This window comes from Streptomyces sp. NRRL S-337 (assembly GCF_000720175.1).
Taxonomy (GTDB): domain Bacteria; phylum Actinomycetota; class Actinomycetes; order Streptomycetales; family Streptomycetaceae; genus Streptomyces; species Streptomyces siderophoricus.
The window spans coordinates 1-23,802 of sequence record NZ_JOIX01000038.1 but is presented as its reverse complement, the minus strand read 5'-3'; the positions used below and the strand labels follow the sequence as shown (position 1 = coordinate 23,802).

Sequence of the window (23,802 nt, the reverse complement as noted above, 5' to 3'; positions counted from 1 at the left end):
TGCGCTATACCGCTGACCGGGCCATCGTCCGCTGCGATCAGTGCCGCCGACAGCACGTTAAGCAGGGCGTCGCCCTCCGGCGATGCCTTCACACATCGGCGTACCGCTGGATGCATGCCCCTCTAGGTGGCCATTGCTCCTGAGCTGCGGTTTTCCCCCAGCTGGGGTGTGGCTTACGCGAGGCTGTGGGCAAGCGGAGCGAGCGCAGCGGCGGGCACACATCGGCCACCGAGCCGCCGCGCTAACGCCTGTGCATGGCCAAAAGCCCCCGCCGGGTCCCGAGAGGGGCCCGGCGGGGGCTTTTGAGCCGGCAGGAGTCCGGGCTTGGCCTTCGAGGCCACATCGGAAGAGCCGGTACCTCGCTTGTGGAGGTACCGGCTCTTGCCGGTCTCGCGCTGCAACGCGTGACCGGCTAATCCCTAATCAGCTTGTTGGTGGAGTCAGCAGCAATCAGGGCAGGGCCCACCTGCTCGGTGCCCCCAGGTGGGCGGATCGTCGCAGCGACGTCCCAGATCACGCAAGAATCATCTGCGCACGTGTGCATCAACTTGTCCACTACCACGTTCTACCGACAGTCCTGCCAGCGTGGTGATCACGGAGAAACCACAGGTCAGCGGTTAGCTCACGTGGAGCCACTGACGCTGGGTCGCTGTCCTCGCGTCCACATGCAAATTGATCGCTGGGACGCGAGCGCATCAAAGAGCCCAGGAACACCCCGGGCGGGACTTTTGACCTGCCGAGGCTGTCACCATCTTTGTTCACGCACCATCTCCACGGCAGCTGCAACTGCCATAGGTGCGCGCTTCGTTGGAGTCAGCAGCAGGTGTCCGGCGGCCAGAGGCCGCCGGACACACGAGCAGGGAGGCCCTGTGTCCCAGCCCCGTTCCATCTCCTGCGTGGAGACCGGCGCCCCGTCCCGTCGACGCCTCGACGGCGCCGAAGCCATCGTCATCATCGTGATCACCGTGGTGGCAGCGGCTTTGGCCGCCGTTGCGGAGATGTCCGTGCCCGTCATTTTGCAGCTCATCGCGGGAGCTGGCCTGACCGCCGGCCTGGTGCTCTGCCTGGTCACCGGGGAGCCCATCCGCGGGCTTCGCTCGTTGGTCCGCGCCCTGCTGGCTCCGGCTGCGTGAGGAGGACAGCGTCGTGTGCCGCCGTCAAAATCCCCTCACCACGAGCAACAAGGCGTTGTACGACCTACAGCAGTGGCTGCGCGATCAGCGCATGCATACAGGGCAGAGCTACCGGGCCCTGTCGCTGCGTGCCGGCTGTCACGCCACGACGCTCCAGCGTGCTGCCTCGGGCGAGAGCGTGCCCAAGCTGCAGACTGTGCTCAACTACGCCCGTGCCTGCGATGCATCGCCCGAGGAGGCACGGCGCCTGTGGAAGCGAGCCCGGTATGAACACACGCGTCTGTTACGCGGTGGCCGTACCGTGCCGGCCCCGAGACCGGAGCTCATTCGCGACTTCGCGGATCTGAGCGCAGCCCTTCGGGACCTGTACGAGAAGGCCGGCTCCCCATCACTGCGCACGTTGGAGCAACGGGCGGGACAGTTCGGTGTCCTGCCCCGCAGCACCGCCCACCGCATCGTGACCAAACAGGCCATGCCTCACAGTCGGCAACAGTTCCAGGCGTACCTGCGAGCATGTGAGGTCTGCGAGCCGGAATGGCCTGCATGGGAGGCTGCCTGGACACGCGCTTGGCGTTACGAGAAGCAAGTCGACCTACTTTCAGTCGTAACAGAAGAAAATGCGAGGGCGTCTGAACTCGCGTCGTTTGTCCTCGCCCACCAGCACAAGCTCACGACTGACCATGTAGTGGCGATGCGGCTCGCGCAGCACCCCGAGCTGGCACCGCGTTTCGTTTCCCAGTTGCGCCGCATGCGTGACGGCGCGGCCTGAAAAACAAACCAATACAGACAGCCGCACACAGCGGCCCTGGCCACCGGCGGGCCGCGGCCGGCGGGCCGGCTGCCGGGGGGCGACCTGCCAGGCGTCGCGGGCCAGCGAGGACCGGAGCTCCGTGGACAGCAGGCGCTTGGCAACGAGCAGGGGCCGGCCGCCGTCGTCGAGGACGGCCGGCCCCTCACGGCGATTTCACGGAACGACTGCCCGTCCTCGTCACGGAGCTGGCGGGCTCGGGTCCGGCCGGCCGGCTCCGTCTCCTCCTCCGTCAGCACCTTCTTGTGTGGCCGAAGGCGGCCGGGCTCCGTCACAGGACCGGGCTCGCCACACCGATCCACTGAGCACCGAGAGAAGTCCATATTGCCCTTGTTCGAGGTGGTCCTTACTCCTGAGCTGCGGCTTTTCCCTGAGGGGGTGTGACTTACGCGAGGGCTGGGGGCAAGCGTGCGGCATGGTCGCTGTGTGCCGGTAACATCGTCTCTGCTTCACCGGCTTCTCCTCGAACTGCGCTGAATTCGTGCTCAGTTCATGAGCCCCCGGGGTCCGATTGGCGGGTCCTGGGCCGGGCCTGGTGCACAGGCCTGGATCGAGAAGAAGGCGAGGTACGTGCTATGAGCGTCCCCTTGGGCAAGCGCGGCAAGAAGAAGTGGTCCACGTACGAGTGGATCATGCTTCTCTTAGCGGCGGTGGGCACATCGGCGACGGTCATCGCTCTGGCGGGACAGCTCTCTCAGTAGCTGCCCTGCCCCGGACCCGGAGAGGCCATCGGCGGCCGCTGAAGATGCAGCGAGCCCGGTCGGTGCGAGGTCGACCGGGCTCGGTAACTGCGGGAGGCTCGTGGGTTCCGGTAGCCGCCGGTTCCCCGGGCCTCTTTGCGTGCTCTGACCTGGGTGGTCTGCACGCGGCGACTCTTGAGTTGCATCGACCCCAGCCGGGGCGTGCAAGTCTTACGAGTCATCCGTAATTTACGATACCCCACCATGACGCGTAAAACTTGCCTCGGGTCATAGGGAAACCCCGCTGACCTGCGGTGATCGCATCGCATCCACTATGCCCTCCTTTTCGGGGTGGGTAACCCATTTGGGGGAGGTGCTGTGAAAGTCGGCACCTGCTTTCACAGCACTCCGATCATGACGTTCTCCTCCCAGCCATCGGCGTCCTCGGCCCTCCATGACCCCGCTGTTGGGGACCCATCCGCCCTGCTTGGCGATGGTCTTGCGGTCGTTGCCGGCGCGGCGGGACTCCTCGGCGGCGCCGCGGCGGGCGGAGTGTCCGGTGTGCCGGACGGGGAGCTCGGCCCGCTCGCCGAGGCGGGTGGCGACGGCGCCGATGGCCTCGGGGGACAGGCCGCGGTCGGTGACGGTGTGCCAACAGGGTTCAGGGCGCGGAAGGCGTAGCCGTCGGGGTCGGTGAGGCCGGCGGCCTCGGTCCAGGCCCGCCAGGCGCCGACCGGGCAGGTGGACGGGCGAGAGCCGAACGGCACCTTCACCTTCCGGGGGCTGATCTTGGAGACGCGGACGTCGACCTCAAGGCCGTGCTCGACCTCGACGATGTCGCGTAGGCGGAGGCGGGCGACTTCGTGCTCGCGGCCGGCGATGGCGAACTGCAGAAGGATGATGGCCCGGTCGCGGATGCCGAGTCGGGTGCGAGGGTGGCGTCCAGGCCGGCCCGCAGGTGGGCGAGGAGCAGGGCAGGGGCCGGTCCGCGACCGCGGACCTCGTCGGTCTTCTGCAACTCGCGGACCTTGGCCTTCAGCACGCGGCGGGCGCGGGCGGCCACGGTTCCAGCCGGGTTGCCACCACAGCCATTCGACGAACGCGGTCAGGAAGCCGGGGGTGATGGCGGTGGCCGGCAGGTCGAGCAGCGCGCAGAAGACCTCCCACTGTTTCCAGTCCGCGGCGTAGCCGTCGACGGTTTTCTGCGGGCGGAGGTCGATCTCGTGCTGGGCGGAGCGCTGTTCCAACTCGGCGAGCTTGGCCAGGACGTCGTCGTCGAAGGTGGCGCAGTCCGCGCAGACGGGCTGCGTGCTCGGCGCGTTCGTCGTCCGTCATGTCGCCTCCAGCGTAGGCCGAGGACTCACAGCGCGGGCCTGCCGCTTGACACAGATGGGGCAGCGGTAGTCGGGCACGTTGCTGACCGACAGAAGGAATTGGATGGCCTCGTTTTCGGCCCGCTGCACGGTGGCTGCGGCACTGTCTCGCGACGGCGCTGCCCCTCCCATGATGATCTCGATCAGACGGGTGAAGTGCTGTTCTGCCTGATCCCAGTCGGTTTCGGCGTCCGGAGTGGCGGCGTCGCAGAGGGGGTGACGGGCGCCGAACGCCCGGACTGCGGCTGTCGCCACGGTGTCCTAACGACTTGGATCACCGGATCGAGACAACCTGCTTGTCGTCGGCCCAGGCCACGAGGCCTATCCTGCTTCCAGTTCGAGGAGGCTGTCGTCTACATAGGCCCGATCAGGGCGGCCGCTCCCCTGCCTGCCCTCCGCGACCTCGTCTCCTGACCGCCATCCGGCAGCCCGCAATGGACCGTCCCATCCCTACGGTGAGGTACGGATCAGAATTGCGTCGCTGATCTTGTGAAGGCCGGCCTTCGTGTCCTGCGTGATGATCAGCGGTGACACGGAAGATGCGCTTACACGCGACTGCTGAACCGCCGTGAGGGCTCCCCACAACACTCCTCCTATGCGGAATCGACTTCCCGCGTTTTAAGGCACTGACTTCCCGCTGATCGGTGCGTGGGCCGCGCGATACGGCCAGTCATGGCAAGCGCGGCGGCCGTGGCCAGGCCGGGCATGCCGGCGGCGATGATTTGCGCCCGGTAGTCGAGGCCAGCCACTGTTCCCGCGCCTGAGAGGGTGCCGAGCCCAGTGGGCGGGTACCTCAAGGTGTTGGCGGCGGCCCCAACTCGGCCGAGTAGTTTGCCTGGAGTCTCGCATTGCCTCTCTTTCGAAGATGAGTCGGAACGCGCGCTCAGCACACGCGTACCGCAGCTGCTGCCGGCACTGGGGGGGCGTGCTGGCGTGCTTGCGCTCGGTTTGGACGGGTGATCTCTCGGGCGAGTGGGCTCGGCTGGATCTGCATCTTTGGGTCTGCACTCCGTATCGCGCTGCCGATCGGAGCGTCCTCCCAGGGTGCCCGAATGCGGCGGGTGAGTCGTTAGCGTTGCGTGCCCAACTGTGTTGACAATGAGTTCACTCGTGGCCGTGGAGGGCGTGGTGCCGGTGTTCCTGGGGCGTGGCCCCGTAGGCGGCGCGGTAGGCGCGGCTGAAGTGGGTGGCGCAGGGGAAGCCCCAGCGACTGGCGATGGTGTGGATGGGGGTGGCGTGGAGTGCTGGGTCGGTGAGATCGCGGTGGGCTGCCTCCAGGCGTCGGAGGCGGATCCACTCGGCGGCTGTGGAGTCCTCGTCCCGGAAGAGACGGTGCAGATAGCTGGTGGAGATGTGGTGCGCTGCGGCGATCGTGGTCGGGGTGAGGTGCGGGTCGTGCAGGTTCTCTCGGATGAACGACTGGATGCGAAGGGTCAGGGTCCGTCGGTGAGTCTCCGGTGGGAGGCAGCGGCCGGCGTCGAGCGTGTGGGCGAAGAGCGCGCCGACTAGTTCGGTGAGGACCCTGCCCAGCCGGGGGCCATCGGAGGGTTGGTATGCGGCCGTGTCCGCGCTCAACTGGGTGAGGAACCGTGCCAGGAGGGCCCCCATCCCTTCCCGGGTCGATACGGGCATCCCGACTATCCGCCGGGTCATGTCGCGAGGCAGCGGAATCAGCGTCTTGGGAATCTCTAGCGCCACTGTCGTGGCCGGGTCCCCGGTGCTGTGGACGTCGCTCGGCAGGGTGGAGGAGTTGATGAAGAGGTCGTCTGGCTTGTATTTGGTTTCCCGATCCCTCCACACGCCTGCCCCGGTCCCGCGGACGACGAGGCAGAGATGGTAGGTCTCGGGGTCGGACTGCCGGATCAGCTTCGGTGTGCGCCGGAAGGCCACTGGCGGGAAGACGGCCCGCCAGGCGGTCACGGCGCCGAGGTCCAGCACACGCTGGGAGGCCCGGAAGTCGTCGGCGTAGTCGCTGCGCAGCTCCATGGGGGCATGGGTACGGCCCAACAACTCGGACCAGTACTCGAACCGGTCCGCTGCCGGCACATCGAGACTCCGGAACACCTTTTCGTCTAACAACAGTCTTTCCCTCGTTTCTGTGGCCGCGGGTCGAGTGGCTCCCGCCAACGTGTAGCCAGTGAGGCAGGGCGGATCCCGGCTTCGATTCCTCAGGTAACGGAGGCGCCAGTGACGATGGCCAATGCTGTACAACCGGCCCGGAGCTTGCCGAGTGCCTTCTGCATGACGTGGGCGATGAGCGATTACGGGCAGCGAACCGGCTGCCGGGCGCATTCTGTGACGCCTTGCGGCTGCGGAGCCTGAGCGAGGGCCATGAGCTGGAAACCGCCGCTGGGCGGCGGCTGACCGACCGGCCCGGTTCCCACCCCTCGGTTGACTGGGAAGCGGTATCCCGGCTCATGCTCACCCTGGGCTGGTCGCCTCATGCCCCGAAGGGACGCCACGTGGCTTTCCGCAGCAAGACGTGCCCCAGCGTGCTGCACAGCCGGCACCGCCCCTGCTGCCGCCAGCTGTCGCGCAGCTGCTGAGGCAACCCTGCTGACTTCTGCACGTACCTTCTCTGCAGACGCCGCGGAGACCGGAGCGTGTCTAGCCAACAGAGCAACCGCTTCCTCGGCCGCTGCCGCTACTGCGCTCCGCGCCTCACAGCGGGAACACTCGCCTTGTGCAGACAGCACAGCGGCCCGTTCGCATCGGGCGCAACGGGCCCGTGGGGATGCAGAGGCTTCGCGGCTGCGGCACCGATCGCACAGCGAAGGCAGTGCTGAGGCGCGACCGTATCGACTCCGGCGGCAGCGGGGGCACAGCGTTACGGTGGGAAGCTGCGCCAGCAGCCAGCCCATTGGGTCACGCAGCCGTATCACCGCCTCGCGCATGCTCCCGCTGGACAGCGAGGCGAGGCGCCCTTCCAAGTATCTGCCGAGCCATCCGTCTGACACCACCGTTAGCGCTCGCTCCACTGCCCGCGAGACAAGCAGTGCCTGTTGGATGTTCAGCCTTTCGACGACCGGTTGCACGGCGACGAGCACTGACCGGACACAGCGGCTCAGGGGCAGATCAGCCAGCAGAGCAGCAGCCGGTCGGCCTGCCGGTGACATCGCAGAACAGACAGCGTCGGGCATCGCACCGCATCTCTCGCGCGTGCGCGCGCTCCCGGCAGCGATGGGTGCCCCTCCACGGCTATCGCCGGATATCAAAAGATCACCTCCAGTTGGTTCCGATATCGCAACCACAGAAGCGTGGGGAGTGTGAAGGTCTGCTGCAACGGCAGGATCTGATAATCCGCGTCTCTCTCCCCGTCTCCGCTGGTCACGTGCTGTGGGTAGGGAGAGGTGGCTTGTGTCCTGTCCAGCCACACGTGCAGCAGGGTCTGAAGTGCTGCGCTTACCCAGCTGCAGGACCGACTCCGGATGCTGTGCCTGGTTGCGGTGCGCCGCCGCCACCGCTGGCAGGTGGATTCGGGAGGTATGGAGCAGTCCCGAGGGGGTCTCCTGCCGCACCACCTCAACGACTCCCCTCAGCCGGCGCAGGATCTTTTCCCCGGCAGCCGCGGTGCGGGACATCAACCGCCCCACGGTCGCGGCCGGTCGTCCGCGTCGGGTATCGACCACGCCACCGCAGTGCCGCACCCATCCGTCTGCGCGCGTCTCCAGTACGAGCAGCAGGAGGGCCAGCCGGTCTGTGGGAGCGCCTTTCCCCGTACGGTCCGCCAGTAGCCCCGGCGGCACGTCCAGCCGGTCCCGACGCTGCCATCCTGGGCCGAACACGGCCTCGCATAAGCGCAGCAGCGTCGCCAATTGCGGCCGCGACAGCAAGAGCGGGTGCCGGCCGTCTCCGGACTCCGCAGCCCTGCGCGTCGGCGTGAGTACGCAGTCCAAGCCAACCGGCCGCCCCCGAGTGTCCGTGATAACCCGCGTGAGCACCGCTCCGGACCCGCGCAGGGCTGGCAGCACGGTGTGCTGCACGTATGACCGCGAAACCCCGAGCCATCGGGCCAACTCCTCGCTGCGCAGAAAGGTGTGACCGTCATGAATGCGACTCTTGCCCAACAGAACCACGGCTGCCAGGCGTACCGCATCGGGCTGGTTAGCCAGACCCGGGTTGTCCAGCAGGGCCCTAACCGCAGCCTTGAGCCGGGTGCGCATGGGTTTGCTCAAGCGCAGCGGATGCCCTGGGCCGATCGAAGGCGGGCCAGGCTGCTGCACGACACGCGGGTTCTTGGAATGCCATGCAGCGGCGGCGGGGCAGGCAAAGCGTTTGTCTGCACCCATGGCGTTCACCATCCTCGAGACCGGTAGACCTGGCGGGGTAACTGGGTGGCGCCCAGGCCCCCTCTCGACAAGGGCGGGGCTTCGGCACCCATGCACAGAGGGGGCTTCTGGCAGGCAGCAATACGGTGACGCTTCATGTGCAGGCAGTCCTGTCCGGCTGTGGATTGGTCGACGCTGCGCGGCAAGGCGCCACGCGGTCATGCGCTGGTCAAGGAGTGAGTCGGCGCAGGCGACACTCGGGCAGTCGTGGGTTGAAGCCACCCATTCAGTGGCTAAAAATCGACCCGCGCGACGGCATGAATGCCGGGGCAATGCCACAACATCCCTTATTAAATCTGCCGGGCACCCCTCACAGGATCAGCCAGCAAGGCGGCTGAAAATGCGGATTCCAGCCTTCTGGATGCTCCATACGCCCGATCACTAATCCCCCCTATTTGCCCGTTTTGTCCCATGTGGTGACACGCGGGGACAATGATCACTTAAGATGCTCGCCACGCCAATGATTCTTGACCAGCTCTTGACCAAATAGCCGGCGCGACTTCAGTGGGTTCCATCTCTTTGCAACTTCAATGAAACCTTCGACAGTCAGGCAAGAAACTTACATGTACCCAGAAATTAGGACCTTCACGACGCATCGCCAGAAGCGAGGGACTCCGGGGTGAATCTCTCGGACGCTGACGGCTGAACGACCTGCCGTACGGTGCAGCCAATACGAGCCCGGAGTGCTGGTCGGGCGATCACCCAGGACGCACGGATAACCCTCAGGCCCCGCTGGATGCCGCCTCGCCTCACCATGTACCCCTGTTGACCACGCGCTTCCGCATATGCAAACATCCGAGCAATGACCGTCGGTCGGTCACGCGGGGGGCACCTGGGGGGGTGGGCAATACGACCAGGTCAATGCAGTCGTCAGGCATCCTCAGGCGCATCGCCGAGGATGTCGCCGTACCCCACGTCGAGTTCGCTAGTCACTCACCGGCTGGCCGTCCAGGCATTCCGACGACTCCCAGGCGCCGGCGTGACGCAATCTGCGCCACTTGAGCTGCATCAAACTGGAAACCAGGGCACTGCATTAAATCCCGTTCGCAACTACCGGGTTAATGCTGAAATTAAACGGGAGCCCGGGAAGTCATTCAAAATTTCGACATCAATGCATTCCGAAAACGCTGCCTCGGATGCGCGGCCCATTGGAGACATGATGCTTAAATTCCAGCTTCTCGGGATGATAAGTGCCTCCTCGGAGCGAGGGGAAGTGCGACCGAGAGGCGCACTTCAACGCTCTCTTCTGGTTACGCTCTTGGTGAGTGAAGGGCGCCCAGTTTCCATCGAATGCCTTATCGATGAAATGTGGGGAGGTAAGCAGCCGGACGCCGTCGAAAATGCTGTACACGCACACGTCAGTCGACTCCGCAGAAAGCTGGCTCTCCTGGAGCCTGACGCGCGAAGTCCGAGGCTTATTACGCAGCACTCCGGCTACCGATTAGTTCTGGATGAGGGAGGGCTGGATGCAGTCACCTTCATGCGCGGCTATCAGCAGATCAGGTCTGGCGGAGCCTCACCCGCCGAAACCGCGCGCACCATACGGAATTTGCTCGGGCTCTGGCAGGGCCCCATCTTTGGCGGCTCGGTCGGAGGACAGGTGTGCCAGGCCGCTGCAGCACGCTTCGAAGAGACGCGTCTCGAACTCCAGGAGATGCTCTTCGACTGCGAGTTGGAAAATGCGGAGCACCGCCGGATCATCCCTGAACTCCAGACACTTCTGGTTGAACATCCGTACAAGGAGCGCTTCCGCCAGCAACTCATGGTCGCCCTCTATCGTTCAGGCCGGCAGACGGATGCTCTAGAGGTGTACCGGGCGTTGCACAGTCAACTTTCGGAGGAGCTCGGCCTCTCACCTTCACCCGCTATGCAGGAGTACGAACGGGCAGTCCTCGAACAAGACCCCGTTCTCCACAACACCACGGCAGTACAGTCCCTGACTCGGCCACGCCGGCATCATGCACGTCTCAGCTGATCAGACTTGGCCTCTCCCCGAGTGCCAACGTCGATATTCTGAACGGCAGCGCGAATAGCCGTTACACCGCATCTGCCCTGTGCCAGGAAGACGCGGCCTCACTGATCCACCTCATCGAGGAAAGGCGCGCACAAGACCGGAAACTGTCCTTCAGTCGTTTGCGGGAAGGCTGAGAAGGACGGTCTGCAGGCATGACCGGGCGACCCGTCTGGTTTGAGCGGGTCGCCCGATGCCTCTGGGGGCCGGCCAAGCGCTTCTTCCTACACCTGATAGCCAACCAGCTGGTCCGTATGGCCGGGAATGTGCTTCTCCGCGCGAAGCGCGATCAGATCCTGCCAGGAAGTCCAGGAGTCCGATACATGCTCACCTTCCCGGTTGTAGATGCGCAGCTCCACGGAGGTCTCAGTCTCATCGGACGAGAACCGCCGAAGAGCATCAAGTAGCTCAGCGGCGTTGCGGCGCACAGCATCCACCCGTTCGGTGTGCGATGTTGCCGTGACCATTTTTCCGATCTGGTCGGAGTCCATGGCTGCCTGATTGTCCACGACAGCCGCCTTACCTGCGAGTGTCTTGTGTGCGGCAGTGACGATGATGCGGTCGCTCAGAGCGATGTGACACAGCCGCCAGTCGAGATCGGCGCGCACGTCCGGGAGGAGAGGGGCGGCCGGGGAGATGGCTTCAGCGGCGGCGAGGAGCTTCTGGTAGCCGGCCGCCAGGGCAGAGAGTTTCATTGGGTATCCGGTGTCTAGAGACGCAGTGCGCGGTGGGAAGTCGGGTGAGCTCACGCTGCAGCAGGATTTCGTCGCTTCCGGGACAGCACCAGCAGGTCGATCAGGCACAGCACTGCGACGACTCCGGCGAACCACTGCACGGCTGCCAGCAAGCCCGTCACCCCAGCGAGGAAACCAACGCTGATCACGGGAATGCCGACCCCGCAGTAGATGACGACATAGAAGCTGGAGAGCACGTCGGCATGCCGGTCGGGCGGAGCGACGCGGTTGACCTCAGTGATGCCGCCGAGGAAGGCAAGTCCCTGACCGATGCCGCCGACGACCGTGGCGATCAGCAGCAGAGAGAGCGAGGAAACCTGACCGGCCACCGCCAGGAGCACCAGACCGACGGCCAGGAGCGCAAGACCGGTGATCTGCAGACCGAGTGCGGCCTTACCGGAGGCGAGGATCTGCGCCACCGCGGAGCAGACAAGCATGAGGGCGACCGCACCCCCAGCGAGAGCGAGGTTGCTGCTTCCGGAGAGCTTGGTGACGTAGGTGGGCACCAAGCTGAGGAAGAGACCGACAACCGTGAACGCCAGGAAACTCGCCATGCCGCTGGTGACGAACACTCCACGGACGGATGCGGGGACCGAGGGGCGGCGCGGTCGCCACTTCGTAGTGGGGCGGGCGGTCGGCAGCGTCGCCATAGCGAAGAGCGCCGGAATGAGCAGCACAATCTCAACCACGAAGGGCAGCACCCGGGGCGCGGGAGCATACTCGGCAAGGAGACCGGCCAGCAGTGGGCCTGCTCCCAACCCGCCGACGGAGGCAACGGTGGAGACCAGTGCGGCGCGACGGCGGTCACCGTTCGGCTCGAGCTCACTCAGCGCGGCGGTCAGCGCGCCAGAGGCAGCACCGACGGCGAGACCCTGCAGGATGCGAGCGGCGAAGAGCCACCCAACGTTGTCGGCAAGCGCGAATGAGAGAGAGCCGAGGGCGGCCAGGATTACGGCCGGCAGCAGAACCTTGCGGCGACCGATCGAGTCCGACAGCGGTCCAGCGATCAGCAAGGATGGGATCAGGGCGGCGACGTAAACCGCGAAGATCAGCGTCACCACCAACGGCGAGAACCCGAAAGCCTGCTCGTACCCGCGGTACAACGGCGTCGGCAGGTTGGTGCCGGTCAGCAACAGCAGCAGGGTGTAGGCAGTGATCCAAAAGCGCGCTGGACTGCCTGGTGCTCGGTGAGTCGGCACCACTAATGGATCACCGGTGGAGGCTGTGAGCTTTTCCGTTGTCATCTCATCCTCATCAGTGGAGGTGGGCAGGGGGTCTCGCTGCCCAAAGTGGGCAGCACTCCTGAAAAGTGACCGGTGGTCAGTCAAGCAAATGACCGACGGTCGGTCAACGCTGACCGACCGCCGGTCATATAGAGTCGGGTGAGAGAGAAGCCGCTGGAGGCAAGCAACAGAGGTGGGGGTCATGGCAGAGCGGACACGGCGCAAGCGTGTGACAAAAAGCCCCGATGATCGCAGGGACGACATCCTGCGCGCTGGCGAGAAGGTCTTCAGCACCATCGGCTTTGCACAGGCCACCATCAACGAGCTCGCTAGCGCAGCCGACATCGGAAAAGGCACCTTCTACCTCTACTTTGACTCCAAGGACCACCTGTTGGGGGCCCTCTGGGAGCGCTACGTCGACGCCATCGTCTCCACGACCCAGAGCATCCTCGACGAAGGCGCCGCCTGGTGGCCGACGATCGACAAGGTCATGGCGACGCTCATCGAGCACGCAATACGCAACGCGGAACTGCACCGCATCGTCTACGGGTCCGCCAACGCCAAGGCACTCGAGTTGTGTAAGCAGGCCAACCAACGGGTCATCGACCTGATGTGCGACTTCGTAGCCCACGGAACTCGCGCTGGCGCCTTCCAGGCTCAAGACACCCGGCTCGCCTTCCGAATGGTCTACCACGCGGCCGACGGGCTGCTCGATGATCTCGTCGCGAAGCAAGATGACATCGAACCTGCGCAAGTCACCGCCATAGTGCTCGAACTGGCCCACCGAGCTCTCGGTGACGCCATGTTCAAAGAGGAGACGTGAACGACAACGCACGATCAGCTGTAAGCGTCAGGATGGGCGCCCCCGGGGCCATCGGAGAGCACCGTACCGGCCAATGCTGACAATGGCCGCTCTCTACCCGGCCTGGCGCTCCGGCAGTGACAGACCGGTAGTGACCTGACGGGTGGACACTAGTGCTGTGACCGGGAAGGTTCACCGGGGTGGGTTCGTGCTGGTGGATGACATCGCGGAGTGGCTGTCGGGCCGCTTCGAAATCTGGCCGGGGTTTCGCTGACCGAGTACTTCGTGACCGACAGAGCACGGTGGCTATGGCGGTTCCGGCTCGACCAGATGGCCGCCGATCCCGGCCAGGGGCGGTGGATGGTGCGACAAGCGGTCGTCGGCGACAAGGGTCTCGTCGTCGGACATGCCGGGTTCCACGGACCGCCTGATGAGGTCGGCATGGTCGAGATCGGCTACTGCGTTGCTCCCGACTTCCGTCGCCAGGGATATGCCCGATCCGCGCTGATCGAGTTGCTCCGCCGGGCAGCGGACGAAACCGCAGTCACGACTGTGCGGGCGACGATCAGCCCCGACAACGTGGCATCCTTGGCCACGATCTCGGGCTTCGGCTCCGTTGAGGTCGCAGAGCAGTGGGACGAGGAGGACGGTCGCGAACTCGTCTTCGAAGTTCCTGCCCGCCGGGTTCCACACGCTTGATGGGGAGGTTCATGGCATACCGCTGAGCTATGACCGGGGCGTCCGGCGCGTGGTCACGGGGTGGCGGGCACTGACGTTGCGCCAGCGCAAATAGGCGTGCAGGGCTCGGGTCTGGACGGTGTGGTTCGCATGGTGGGAGTTGGCCACGGTGAACTGCCGCAGCTGCCCGAAGTGTGCCTCGATCGGGTGCGCATAGGAGGCGTTGGTCGGGGTGAAGCGCAGCTCGACCTTGTTCTTCCTCGCCAATCTTCGCTCCCTTGCGGGCGGAGAGATTGTCCAGGATCACGTAGATCGGGACGCAGTCCGGGCGGGCAGCCCGGATCGACTTCAGTGCCGCCAGGGTGTTGGCCGCCCCTTTGCGGCGACGGTTGACGCCCCACAGGTTCTCGTCGCCGATCGAGTAGCAGCCGTGGAAGTAGATGGCGCAGACCCGTTAGGCCTGTCGGGGCAGCCAATGGCTGTGTCCATATGGCCGCCGCCTGGGCCGGAGGGCGGCGCCGGCGGCGACCACACGGTGCTGATTCGTGTCACGGCCCCTCTGCCCGCCTGTGAGGGAACCGCCCCTGGTACGAGGCTGGAAGATCTCCCACGGCTGGGTCCTGCGCAGCCGTCATCCCGTGAGGCTAGTGCCCGCGACCGCGTGCGACATGACGAGGTCTGTCTTCTCGGTAGCCTCCGGAGCTTGGGGTACTGCGTCCGTCAGCATGTTCAGCTGGGGGCGCAAGGGGGCCGCGTCCGACAGTTCGGTGCCGTGAAAGGCTCCTGGCTGGCGCAGGTCCCGGACGAGTTCGTCGATGAGTTCGCGCGTGAGGTGTTTCATCGCGTAGAGATGAACGTACGTGCGCTCCTCGCCGTCGACCCGCAGCGTTTCGCTGGAGAGCGAGTACTTGCGGACCAGGTCGGCGTGGGGTTGACGGAAGCGTACTGTGAGGGCGAGCGGGCTGCGGGCGACCCATAGGTCCGTTCCCAGCTTCTCCTGGAGCGTCAGAAGCCGGTCGTGGGCGTAGCCTGCGAGCCGGTCGCACTCAGCGGCGAGGCGTATCTGGTCGTCGTAGGAGTGGCGAGCAAGGTAATCCCACAGCAGCAGAGCCGAGAAGCCGTTTCGAGAGCCGGCGAAAGTGGTGTCGGCGGCTCCGATGTACTCCGAGGATTTGGGCGGGGTCATCTGCAGGCCGGTGCGGCTCATGAAGACGCCGCAGGCCCACGGCGCTCCGATCCACTTGTGGCCGCTCATGGTCAGTGAGTGCACTTCAGGGAGCCGGAAGTCGAAGACCGGGGGTGCGTCTTCGACCATGCCGGCGTCGTACGCCATCTCCAGATAGGGGGCGTAGCCGGCGCCGAGTGCACCGTCAATGTGGATCCAGTACCCCGAGCGCAGGTCGTAGTCGTTCTCGTTGCCTCGTGCGTGGTAAACGCGGCGTTCATCCAATCCGTACTCGGCGCAGATTTCACGGACCGTGCGGGCGGCGGCCGCCACATCGTCGTAGGCGCCCTTGAAGGTCGAGCCGTAGTTGAGGCTGACCAGGATGGGGTAGCCCTTGCTGGCGAAGAAGCGGACGAGGATGGCGAGCTTGTCAACGTCGATTGCGCCGTCCCCGGCTGTCCCGCCCACGGAGGGCACTTCGGTCGGCCAGGGGGTGCCAGGTCCGAGGGGGTTCTCATCCGGGTAACGAGTACTGCCGACGGTGTGAAAGGTGTCGATGTCCAGTACCCGGACGGCTTTGGTCAACGAGTAGTGGGTGTCCTGGGAGAAGAAGGCCACGGGGTGGTAGGCGTGCGGGCTCTGCCCTTCCTGGCGTAGGGCTTGGGTGTAGGTAACCGTGGCGGTCCCCTTGCCGTCCCGGCGGCCGCCCTGCTGGCGGAGCAGCTTGCCCGAGAGATAGTCCCGGGCGTTCCACAGGCCGTAGAGGTTGCCTTCACTGGAGCCCATGGTCAGCAGGTAGCCCCAGTAGGAGTCGGGGTCGTCGTTGCGGTGGGGCCACTTGGCGTTCCAGAGGGAGGCGAAGTAGTCCAGTACAGCTCGCTCCAGGATCTTGGAGTTCAGTGTGTAGGAGCTGGACTGGTAGGGGTCGCCGACGTTGTTGAGGTGGCGGTCGAGGTAGTGGCTCAGGCGGTCTCGATAGTTGAGGTCGCTGGTGACCTGGTAGCCGGCGAAGTTGTGGGTCTGGGTGTCTGTATAGCTGCGGAAGAGAGCCTCGGCTTCGGCGTACTGGTCGGCGTCGAGGCCGCTCGGCGGCAGCTGGACCTTGGCGTACGGGACCTCTGGTATGTCCATATAGGCGCTGCGGGGGTCGTAGGACGGCGGCGTGACGCGCGGCAGGCCATCGAGGACCCGCAATCTGCTGAAGGTCTTCTGCCACGGGGTGTCTTCCGGGCCGAAGGGGATATCCGGGTGGTTGTCGGCGGACGTCATCTGGCAGTTCCTTTCGCTGCGGGCGCGGAAGTCGGCGACGGACGTCAGTGGATTGTCTGGTGCCGGTCGGGCTGGGACGCCCGCGCCTGGTCCGGCGCATTCGAGGGGTGTGTGGTTGGTGAGGGTGTTGGTTGGATGCCACCCAGATGCGTGTAGCGGTGTGGATGCGCTCGGCGGAGCCGGTATGCGTAGGCGATTCCGGCTGCCGCGGCAATGGGCAGGATCCATGGGAGGGCGCTGACGGCGGGGCTGGTGGTGCCGGTCAAGATGTCGTAGTTCCACATCACGAGCGCAGCGGCGATGATCAGTCCAAGCGCGCCGAGGACGGGGGCGATTGCCGTGTGCCACCAGTGATGGGGGCGACGACGGAAGTAGCTCCAGACGGCCAGGGAGGCAAGGGCCTGCAGCACGATGATGCCGAGGGTGCCCAGGCCCAGCATGCTGGTCGACATGTTCACGTACGGGTCGAGCCCGGCTGCTGCGAAACCCGCGACTGCCAGCGCGCTGAAGAGGGTCTGGATGAGGCTGGCGCGATGGACGGACCTGTGCTGTGGGTGAAGGGCGTGTAGCCACCCGGGCAGGAGCCGGTCCCGACCGAGGGCGTACATATAGCGGTTGGCCGCGTTGTGCAGGGCCAGCCAGCTGGCGAACAGACTGGTGCAGAGAAGGATCTGCATGATGACGGTGGCGGGGTGGCCCAGGTAGGTGTTGCTAAGGCCGAAGAAGAGGTCGCCCAGGTGCCGGGTTGCCTGCGCGCGGACGTGCTCGGGCCCCAGGGCGCCGGCGGCGACCCAGCTAGTGAAGGCGTAGAGCGCCGCCACTGACAGGACAGCGATGACGATGGCTCTGGGCACGCTGCGGCGGGGCTGCTTGGCTTCCTCGCCGTAGAGCGCGGCTGATTCGAAACCCAGGAAGGAGGCGAATCCGAACATGACGGAGACACCGATGCCCGGGGCGAGGACGGTGTGCGGCGCGAAGACGGAGGGGGGAAGAGCGGCCGCACCGTGGCGGACCAAGACCACGGCGTCTAGCGCGAGCAGGATCGCTATCTCGCAGATCATGCAGAAGGCCAGCAGGCGGGCGCTGAGCTCGGCGTCACGGTAGCCGAGCAGCGCGATGGCAAGCATGCCCACCGAGGCCCAAAGAACCCATGGCAGGTGCAGCCCGTGGGCGTCGGCCACGTTCTGGGTGAAGTAGGCGAAGGCCCCCAGAACGCCGACGGTGGCGGCGTTGTAGGAGATGACGGCGATGAAGCCTGCACCGGCAGCCAGGGGGCGGCCCAGGCCGTGTGCGATGTGGCTGTAGAAGCCGCCCACGCTGCTGATCCGGCGGACGATGGCGGTGTATCCGGACGTGAAGCACAGCAGGGTGAGTCCGGCGAAGAGGAACATGGCGGGGACGCCGGGACCGGTGCCGAGCGCGAAGGAGAGCGGCACTGTGAAGATCATCGCGGCCAGTGGCGCGGCAGCGGCGATGATGATGAACACGATCTTCGAGGTAGTCAGGGTGCGCTGGAACTGCTCGTCCTGCGCGGGGCCGGGCCTGCCGGACATGGTCTTCTCCTGCATCAGGGGTGGGGGCCAGCCACTGTCCCGTCGTGCGGGGCAGCGGCCGGTCCGGTCCGCCAGAGCTCTACGTCAGCCGGAGGATCTCGACGGCCTCGGGCAGGCCCATGTACTCCAGGCGCGCGGCGGCCATCTTGTCCGTCCAGCGCTCCGCCATGTGGTAGCGCTCCTCCGCGGTGGTCTCCAGCAGGCGCTTGTCCGGCCAGACCTCATAGTCACCGATGAGGGCGGCGTGCTGGTGCATGCCGTCCTGGAAGAGGTGCTCCCGCTCCATGATGTACTTCTTGTCCGGGATGTCGTCCCACAGTTCCCTGCCGCGCTTGATGATGTCCATCAGCCGGCCGCGGGAGTCGGGGTACTTCTGCAGGTGCCGGCGGACGATGGAGCTGCCCACAGTGAGGTGGCGGATCTCATCGATGGCGGCGCCGCGGGCGATGGCGCTGGCTGCGGGGTCGATGACGTTCCACTTGCGCTCGCTGAGCTCGGCCGCCGGAGCCAGGACCCCTTCGATGATGATGGTGAAGACCGCGACTGCACCGATGAAGTCACCCTCGTCGCGCACGGCCCGTACAGCGAAGTCAAGTATGGGGTCGAGGACCTCGCGTCGGTAGTCCACGGAGAGCTTCGCGATGGTGGAGTGCAACTGGTCGGCGGGCACGCCCATCTCGACCAGGTGGTTACGGAAGACCATGGAGTGCCGGGCTTCGTCGATCAGCTGGGTGGCGAAGAAGTCCATTTCTTCGACGTTGGTGGCACCCACTACGTAGTGCGCCAGTGCCCGGGTGCCCTGTTCCTCAGCCACCGAGCGGCAGCCCAGCTCGAGCATCTGGGCGTCGCGAAGGGGCCCGTCGGTGCGCATGTGCTCCGGGGTGGGCTCATCGGTGGTATGCCCGGTCTCCGCACGGTCCTTCAGAGTGCCCTGGGCAACGCCGCGCAGCCAGTAGGCCAGGTTGCACTGCTCGGCGGTGAGGTCCAGGTTCATCGCGCCGTCAAGCAGTCCGGGCGCCTGGTCCCAGTCGGTCTCGGGCGGAATGGAGGTCGTCATGGGGTTCTCCCTGTTCGATGCGTACTTGGTCCTGGATAGGGCGTTAATCGAGAGTGGTCATGGCGCCAGCACGCCAGCCCTGACGTCGGTCCACTTCGCGGAATTCGACGTCGTGCAGCTGGCCGTCGAAATTCACCAGCGGGCGGCCGGGCCTGGCTTCGGCGCGGAGGACCTCGGTGACCAGCAGGTCATCGCTGTCCCCCAGCACCATGTGATCGGTCAGGCGGCAGGAGAAGCAGGCGAGCGCCTCCTGCAGCACCGGGATGCCGGTGGCTTCATCGGCCTGCGTTTTGACCAGGTCGAACTGGCGGACTCCGCGGGGGCGGTCGGGATTGGCGAACCAGTCGGCCAACAGGGCTTGCCGCGAGGAGAGCACGTTGACCATGCACTGTCCGCTGCGCTGGATCAGGCCGCTCATGAAAGAGCCGTGCCGCAGACTGATGCCCAGGCGGAGCGGGTGCTGCGAGATCACGCTCACAGTGGAGACGGTCGCGCCGTGCACTGCCTCCTGATGCGCGGTAGTCAGGACGGCCACCCCGGTAGGCAGGCGCCGGGAGATGCCTCGCAGCGCTCGGGCCTGCGTTGCCGTGTCGTCCTGGACGAGGCTGGAGGTCATTGCGTGGAGCCTGCGGTAGGCGTGGCGGCACGAGCGGCTGCGGCCGGCCGGGGCTTGCCGAACAACTGGTGGGAAAGCCGCGCGAATTCCTCGTTGGGGACCGGCTCGTAGGGAAGGGCGAACGGCTTGAGGAAGTTGCCGAAGATGCCCCGGTCGGCGAACAGATGGATCGGGATCACCAGCAGGGCCCATTCCGGGCCGCTCAGCCAGATCCACAGCCCGGCCACGGCTCCTTGGGTTATCAGGCTGTGCATCAGGTTGTAGGAGACGTAGAAGCCCTTGTGGATCTTCTTGTCCGGGCTGCGGCGGTACGCGATCGCGCCGGGTATGTAGCCGATGAGGTCGATGTAGGCGAACAGGATGATGGCCGGCAGCCAGCGCACCTCGCCGATGTGGACGATGAACAGCACCAAAGAGACGGCGAGGCCGACCAGGTACTCGGCTCGGTGCAGGCGCATGGTGGCGGGTGATTCGAAGGAGTTAACTTGGTCCATGGGTGCTCCACTCAGCGTGAGGGCAGTAACGGATCAGATCTGGAGCGGACCGCCGTTGAAGTACTCGACCAGGTGCGGCGAGGAACTGGTCCTGCCGGGCGGGTGGAAGGCAAGCGGGTGGAGGGCCGAAGAGAGGTAGGCAACCTCGGGTGACTTGATGAAGGCGATGCCGCCCAGGAGCTCCACCGCCTGTTCGGAGATGGCACCCAATGCCTTTTGAATGGCGAAGCGTGCGGTGAGAGCAGCAGCGACGGCGTCCTCGCCGGCGACTCCGTCGCGCACGGCACGGGCCGTCCCTTCGGTCAGCCCGACGGCGGACTCTAGGAGGATCCCCACAGCCGCCCGATCGGTGATGCTGCCCCGCTCACGCTGCATGACCAACTCGGTCAGAGCGCTTGCGGCGCCCACGTACGCGGAGGTGATGAGCAGCTCGAACCACACAAAGGTGGCTGTCTGCAGGTCATCCAGGCGGTCGGGATCGTCCGGGGTACCGCGGATGATCAGGTGCTCCGGGACGTGGACATCCTTCAGCCGTACCTCCTCGCTCTGGGCGGCGGCCAGGACTGGGCTCTCCCAGAAGGGGTGCACGGAGATCCCCTCGGACTTGGCAGGGATCAGCAGCACGGCCAGTGAGGGCTCGCCGCCGTCGGGAGCCGGCACGGTTACGCTGGCGGTGAGCAGGTCCATTGACCGCGAGAGGCTGCAAGGCTTCTTCGCCCCGTTTAGGAGAAAGCCGTCCTCGACCGCGGTGGCGGACACCGCGGGGTTGAGGATGTCCTGCTGGGTGCGGCCCTCTGCCCAGCCCGACGCCAGCAGCATGCCCTCAGGCGCGATGCGGGAGAGCAGCTCGTTCTGTGCCTCCGTCGGCGGGACGACCCGGTCGGTGAGGGCGAAGAGCATGGCAACGGTGAAGTTGTGCATCGTGGCAGCGGCCGCCAGCGATGGCGAGTAGGCGCCCAGGGCGCGTGTGACGCGGACCGCGTCCAGCGCGTCGGCGCCGATGCCACCGTATTCCTTTGGGACCAGAAGTGCCGCTCCGCCGTGTTCACGGAAGATGTCGAGAACGGGGCTGGCAGCCGACTCCCGCTCCTGCATCGGTATCGCATCCAGAGCCTTGAGCAACCCTGGATGGTGACGTTCGCAGGTGTCGCGCGCAATGTCGAGAGACCGCATCTGGGAGTGCCTCCAGCGTTTCGGGGAGTCCAATGTCCGTGTTCTAAGAACTCGGGAAGATCAGGAAGAACCGCGCTGGCTGTGTACGCGCCGCTCTTCTCGTGAATATCACCGTGATTACGGTGACACGCTTCTCTGATCTCCTCCTGACATCTTCCTGATGCGGTTCTTGTTGACTGGTCAGGCCATGTGCTCTGACGTGAAGTTGACATCTATCTGACGCGAGCAACGTGCTTGCCTTCACCGACATTGCATGAAACTAACGGCGAGCGCATGATGTGCCACGGCGTTGCCCTTCCCGGCATGGCCGGGGCGACCGGCCGAAGAGGGCCCGGTCCACCACTCCCTCAGGCAAGGAGTCCCATATAATGGTTGAGGTCACGATTCCGGGCACGTCAGACGTGCCAGTCGAGTATGTTCTCGACGCGATCCAGAAATATTCGCAGGCAGAGAATCCGAGTTCATTCCTGGCCGTCAACCAAGGGAATTCGTATTTCGCGCTACCCGGCCGCCCCGGCGTTGTCGTGTACCGCCCCGCCGGCGAGTACCTGATCCAGTTCGGCGGGCCCTTCGCGCCAGACGAGTCATATGCGGACCTGATGCAGAGCTTCGCTGAATTCGCGCGCACAAGCGGCCGGAAGCTCGCGGCGATCCAGCTGCAGGCCCGTGATGCACAGATCTACTCGCAGCACGGCTTCACGGTGAACCAGGTGGGAGCCTCCTACGCCGTCGACCTGACCACGTTCACGCTTGCCGGGTCTCGCTACATGCAGCTCCGGAACAAGATCTCGCGCGCGCTGCGCAGTGGGCTGACGATCGTCGAGGCCGATTACGAGCAGTGGAAGGAAGGTGTCGACGACATCAACCGACGCTGGCTCCCTCTCAAAGGCGAAGGCGCACGCCCACTGGAGTACCTGGTCGGGCAAACCGGCGGAGAGATGCAAAAGCACCGGCGTCTGTTCATTGGACACATCGACGGCAAGGCCATCGGCTATGTCTCCTACTCGCCGGTCTACGGCTCGAACCCCGGCTGGATGCACGACCTGAGCCGTCGCCTCCCGGACAGTCCAGCCGGCGTTATGGAAGCCATCAACAAGGCCGCCATCGACGTGTTCCGCGAAGAAGGCACCCCCTGGCTGCACTTTGGGTTCACCCCCTTCACCAGCCTTAGCGACAGCCGGGAGGTCTCTGGCCACAGTCTCGGATTCAAGTGGCTGATGCACTACCTGTGGGAGAACCAGGTGGTCTACCCCGCCTCTTCCCAGCTGGCCTACAAGGACAAGTGGAATCAGAGCCTGATCCTCACCGAGTACGCGGCCTTCCCCGAACAGGCGAGCGCTGAAGGCTTCGTGCACATCTGGCGTGCTGCAAACGCCATGTGACCTCGCCTTCCACGTTCGAATGTTCCAGAGCCCGAGAAAGGGAGACTCCCCGTGACCACCAACCCTGCCCCTGTAGACGGCTCAGTCAAGGAAACCCAGGAGCGCCTTGCCGAGTACTTCATCCAGCTGTGCGGCGATCCGGACAACGCCGAGGTTGCAGCCGGCGCGGATCAGGCGCTGCACCGTCTGGATGTCCTCCTGGCCGCGGACGCCAGCTAGGAGTACGCCTCCGCAGGACTTTGGCCAGTGACCCGAGAAGAGACAGTTGATGACTGAGCAGGCCGCTTGGCTCCCCGAATCGCAGCTGCAGGATCGCATCGCAAGACAGCACACCAATTCTGTGACGAGCGCCGTTGAGCATGTCACGGGTGCGCAGGCCCTCATTCGCTCGCTGGAGGAGGTCGGGGCCGACACCGTGTTCGGCATTCCCGGCGGTGCGATCCTGCCGGCGTACGACCCCTTGATGGATTCCTCGAAGGTCCGGCACGTCTTGGCCCGCCATGAGCAGGGCGCAGGTCATGCAGCCACCGGTTATGCGCAGGCCACCGGCAAGGTCGGCGTCTGCATGGCGACCTCGGGCCCCGGTGCGACTAACCTGGTCACTCCAATCGCCGATGCGCACATGGATTCGGTGCCGCTGGTGGCGATCACGGGTCAGGTGGGCACGAACCTCATCGGGACCGATGCCTTCCAGGAAGCCGACATCTACGGCATTACGATGCCGATCACGAAGCACAATTTCCTGGTCAAGGATGCGGCGGAGATCCCGCGGATGATCTCCGAGGCGTTCCACATCGCCTCGACGGGGCGTCCGGGCCCGGTCCTGGTGGACATCGCCAAGGACGCCCTGCAGGCGAAGACGGTGTTCTCCTGGCCGCCGCACACCGACCTGCCCGGCTACCGCCCGGTGACCAAGCCGCGCGCCAAGCAGATCCGTGAGGCCGCCCGGCTGATCGCCGAGTCCAAGCGCCCGGTGCTCTACGTCGGCGGCGGCGTGATGAAGGCCGGTGCGACGAGCGAGCTGAAGGTGCTCGCCGAGCTGATCGGCGCGCCCGTCACCACCACGCTGATGGCGCTGGGCTCATTTCCCGACACTCACCCGCAGCACCTGGGCATGCCCGGCATGCACGGCTCGGTGGCCGCGGTTACCTCGCTGCAGAAGGCCGACCTGATCGTCGCGTTGGGTGCCCGGTTCGACGACCGCGTCACCGGCAAGCTGGACAGCTTCGCGCCGTACGCCAAGGTCGTGCACGCCGACATCGACCCGGCCGAGATCGGCAAGAACCGCGCCGCTGACGTGCCGATCGTCGGTGACGCCCGCGA

General features: G+C 65.5%; 20 protein-coding genes and 2 pseudogenes. 10 read left to right on the top strand and 12 right to left on the bottom strand.

The genetic code is table 11. The annotated features are described in order from the left end of the window. Positions 1 to 869 precede the first annotated feature (869 nt). From IG62_RS0124565 to IG62_RS49640, 3 genes are all read left to right on the top strand, one after another. Positions 870 to 1,133 (top strand): hypothetical protein, encoded by a 264-nt coding sequence (locus IG62_RS0124565; protein ID WP_030807244.1) that lies wholly within the window; start codon positions 870 to 872, stop codon positions 1,131 to 1,133. A gap of 13 nt (positions 1,134 to 1,146) precedes the next feature. Continuing rightward, positions 1,147 to 1,902: a helix-turn-helix domain-containing protein gene (locus IG62_RS43365; protein WP_051798517.1), complete on the top strand. Its 756-nt coding sequence runs from the start codon at positions 1,147 to 1,149 to the stop codon at positions 1,900 to 1,902. Between the two features lie 614 nt (positions 1,903 to 2,516). Then, positions 2,517 to 2,642, top strand: a complete 126-nt coding sequence (locus IG62_RS49640) for a hypothetical protein (RefSeq protein WP_267887911.1) — start codon at positions 2,517 to 2,519, stop codon at positions 2,640 to 2,642. A gap of 377 nt (positions 2,643 to 3,019) precedes the next feature. Here IG62_RS49640 and IG62_RS45060 read toward each other — a convergent pair whose 3' ends face one another. The 3 genes from IG62_RS45060 to IG62_RS0124540 form a co-directional block, all read right to left on the bottom strand. Then, on the bottom strand, positions 3,020 to 3,868 hold the full coding sequence (locus tag IG62_RS45060; protein ID WP_234326718.1) for an integrase: 849 nt from the start codon (positions 3,866 to 3,868) through the stop codon (positions 3,020 to 3,022). Positions 3,869 to 3,952: 84 nt separating this feature from the next. Next, positions 3,953 to 4,249 (bottom strand): hypothetical protein, encoded by a 297-nt coding sequence (locus IG62_RS0124545; protein WP_030807234.1) that lies wholly within the window; start codon positions 4,247 to 4,249, stop codon positions 3,953 to 3,955. An 849-nt stretch (positions 4,250 to 5,098) separates the two neighbouring features. Beyond that, positions 5,099 to 6,073 (bottom strand): helix-turn-helix domain-containing protein, encoded by a 975-nt coding sequence (locus tag IG62_RS0124540; RefSeq protein ID WP_030807231.1) that lies wholly within the window; start codon positions 6,071 to 6,073, stop codon positions 5,099 to 5,101. Positions 6,074 to 9,124: 3,051 nt separating this feature from the next. Here IG62_RS0124540 and IG62_RS50230 point away from each other — a divergent pair. Continuing rightward, positions 9,125 to 9,700 (top strand): annotated as a pseudogene (locus tag IG62_RS50230) (AfsR/SARP family transcriptional regulator); the annotation flags it as partial. Between the two features lie 102 nt (positions 9,701 to 9,802). Beyond that, positions 9,803 to 10,297, top strand: a complete 495-nt coding sequence (locus IG62_RS50225; RefSeq protein WP_234326721.1) for an AfsR/SARP family transcriptional regulator — start codon at positions 9,803 to 9,805, stop codon at positions 10,295 to 10,297. Between the two features lie 260 nt (positions 10,298 to 10,557). Here the strand turns inward: IG62_RS50225 and IG62_RS0124525 are convergent, their stop codons facing one another. After that, a complete protein-coding gene (locus tag IG62_RS0124525; protein WP_030807225.1) occupies positions 10,558 to 11,028 on the bottom strand; it encodes a hypothetical protein in 471 nt (156 codons plus the stop codon). 50 nt (positions 11,029 to 11,078) lie between these two features. Then, complete coding sequence (locus tag IG62_RS0124520) at positions 11,079 to 12,311, bottom strand: MFS transporter (RefSeq protein WP_030807222.1); 1,233 nt, start codon at positions 12,309 to 12,311, stop codon at positions 11,079 to 11,081. A 181-nt stretch (positions 12,312 to 12,492) separates the two neighbouring features. Between IG62_RS0124520 and IG62_RS43360 the strand changes: the two genes are divergently transcribed. Together IG62_RS43360 and IG62_RS0124510 are read left to right on the top strand one after the other, a co-directional pair. Continuing rightward, positions 12,493 to 13,113, top strand: a complete 621-nt coding sequence (locus IG62_RS43360; RefSeq protein ID WP_158795088.1) for a TetR/AcrR family transcriptional regulator — start codon at positions 12,493 to 12,495, stop codon at positions 13,111 to 13,113. Between the two features lie 210 nt (positions 13,114 to 13,323). Then, complete coding sequence (locus IG62_RS0124510) at positions 13,324 to 13,791, top strand: GNAT family N-acetyltransferase (RefSeq protein WP_037839203.1); 468 nt, start codon at positions 13,324 to 13,326, stop codon at positions 13,789 to 13,791. Positions 13,792 to 13,851: 60 nt separating this feature from the next. Here IG62_RS0124510 and IG62_RS42210 read toward each other — a convergent pair. The 7 genes and pseudogenes from IG62_RS42210 to IG62_RS0124475 all read right to left on the bottom strand — a co-directional run. Further along, positions 13,852 to 14,209 (bottom strand): annotated as a pseudogene (locus IG62_RS42210) (IS630 family transposase); the annotation flags it as partial. 192 nt (positions 14,210 to 14,401) lie between these two features. Further along, positions 14,402 to 16,204, bottom strand: a complete 1,803-nt coding sequence (locus IG62_RS0124500) for a pyridoxal-dependent decarboxylase (RefSeq protein ID WP_078872211.1) — start codon at positions 16,202 to 16,204, stop codon at positions 14,402 to 14,404. A gap of 44 nt (positions 16,205 to 16,248) precedes the next feature. Beyond that, positions 16,249 to 17,772, bottom strand: coding sequence for an APC family permease (locus tag IG62_RS42205; RefSeq protein ID WP_234326717.1), 1,524 nt, complete (start codon positions 17,770 to 17,772; stop codon positions 16,249 to 16,251). A gap of 64 nt (positions 17,773 to 17,836) precedes the next feature. Then, entirely contained in the window at positions 17,837 to 18,814 is a 978-nt protein-coding gene (locus IG62_RS0124490; RefSeq protein ID WP_030807207.1) for a hypothetical protein, read from the bottom strand. 43 nt (positions 18,815 to 18,857) lie between these two features. Then, entirely contained in the window at positions 18,858 to 19,430 is a 573-nt protein-coding gene (locus IG62_RS0124485; protein ID WP_078872210.1) for a flavin reductase family protein, read from the bottom strand. Continuing rightward, positions 19,427 to 19,924: a hypothetical protein gene (locus IG62_RS0124480; protein ID WP_030807202.1), complete on the bottom strand. Its 498-nt coding sequence runs from the start codon at positions 19,922 to 19,924 to the stop codon at positions 19,427 to 19,429. The genes IG62_RS0124485 and IG62_RS0124480 overlap by 4 nt, the downstream gene beginning before the upstream one ends. A 33-nt stretch (positions 19,925 to 19,957) precedes the next feature. Next, positions 19,958 to 21,097 carry an acyl-CoA dehydrogenase family protein gene (locus IG62_RS0124475; protein ID WP_030807197.1) on the bottom strand — a complete coding sequence of 380 codons (1,140 nt, stop codon included), beginning with the start codon at positions 21,095 to 21,097 and terminating at the stop codon, positions 19,958 to 19,960. 368 nt (positions 21,098 to 21,465) lie between these two features. Between IG62_RS0124475 and IG62_RS0124470 the strand changes: the two genes are divergently transcribed. From IG62_RS0124470 to IG62_RS0124460, 3 genes are all read left to right on the top strand, one after another. After that, positions 21,466 to 22,479: a DUF2156 domain-containing protein gene (locus IG62_RS0124470; protein ID WP_030807194.1), complete on the top strand. Its 1,014-nt coding sequence runs from the start codon at positions 21,466 to 21,468 to the stop codon at positions 22,477 to 22,479. A gap of 51 nt (positions 22,480 to 22,530) precedes the next feature. After that, complete coding sequence (locus IG62_RS47345) at positions 22,531 to 22,698, top strand: hypothetical protein (protein ID WP_158795087.1); 168 nt, start codon at positions 22,531 to 22,533, stop codon at positions 22,696 to 22,698. 49 nt (positions 22,699 to 22,747) lie between these two features. Continuing rightward, a partial coding sequence (locus IG62_RS0124460; protein WP_030807190.1) for a thiamine pyrophosphate-binding protein occupies positions 22,748 to 23,802 on the top strand: 1,055 nt, incomplete at its 3' end.

What these genes read in the sequence shown, in the direction of transcription:
- IG62_RS49640 (WP_267887911.1), top strand. Translation starts at nt 2,517, where the DNA reads ATGAGCGTCCCCTTGGGCAAGCGCGGCAAGAAGAAGTGGTCCACGTAC.
- IG62_RS50225 (WP_234326721.1), top strand. Translation starts at nt 9,803, where the DNA reads ATGCGCGGCTATCAGCAGATCAGGTCTGGCGGAGCCTCACCCGCCGAA.
- IG62_RS0124525 (WP_030807225.1), bottom strand. Translation starts at nt 11,028, where the DNA reads ATGAAACTCTCTGCCCTGGCGGCCGGCTACCAGAAGCTCCTCGCCGCC.
- IG62_RS0124520 (WP_030807222.1), bottom strand. Translation starts at nt 12,311, where the DNA reads ATGACAACGGAAAAGCTCACAGCCTCCACCGGTGATCCATTAGTGGTG.
- IG62_RS43360 (WP_158795088.1), top strand. Translation starts at nt 12,493, where the DNA reads ATGGCAGAGCGGACACGGCGCAAGCGTGTGACAAAAAGCCCCGATGAT.
- IG62_RS0124500 (WP_078872211.1), bottom strand. Translation starts at nt 16,204, where the DNA reads ATGACGTCCGCCGACAACCACCCGGATATCCCCTTCGGCCCGGAAGAC.
- IG62_RS42205 (WP_234326717.1), bottom strand. Translation starts at nt 17,772, where the DNA reads ATGCAGGAGAAGACCATGTCCGGCAGGCCCGGCCCCGCGCAGGACGAG.
- IG62_RS0124490 (WP_030807207.1), bottom strand. Translation starts at nt 18,814, where the DNA reads ATGACGACCTCCATTCCGCCCGAGACCGACTGGGACCAGGCGCCCGGA.
- IG62_RS0124485 (WP_078872210.1), bottom strand. Translation starts at nt 19,430, where the DNA reads ATGACCTCCAGCCTCGTCCAGGACGACACGGCAACGCAGGCCCGAGCG.
- IG62_RS0124480 (WP_030807202.1), bottom strand. Translation starts at nt 19,924, where the DNA reads ATGGACCAAGTTAACTCCTTCGAATCACCCGCCACCATGCGCCTGCAC.
- IG62_RS0124475 (WP_030807197.1), bottom strand. Translation starts at nt 21,097, where the DNA reads ATGCGGTCTCTCGACATTGCGCGCGACACCTGCGAACGTCACCATCCA.
- IG62_RS0124470 (WP_030807194.1), top strand. Translation starts at nt 21,466, where the DNA reads ATGGTTGAGGTCACGATTCCGGGCACGTCAGACGTGCCAGTCGAGTAT.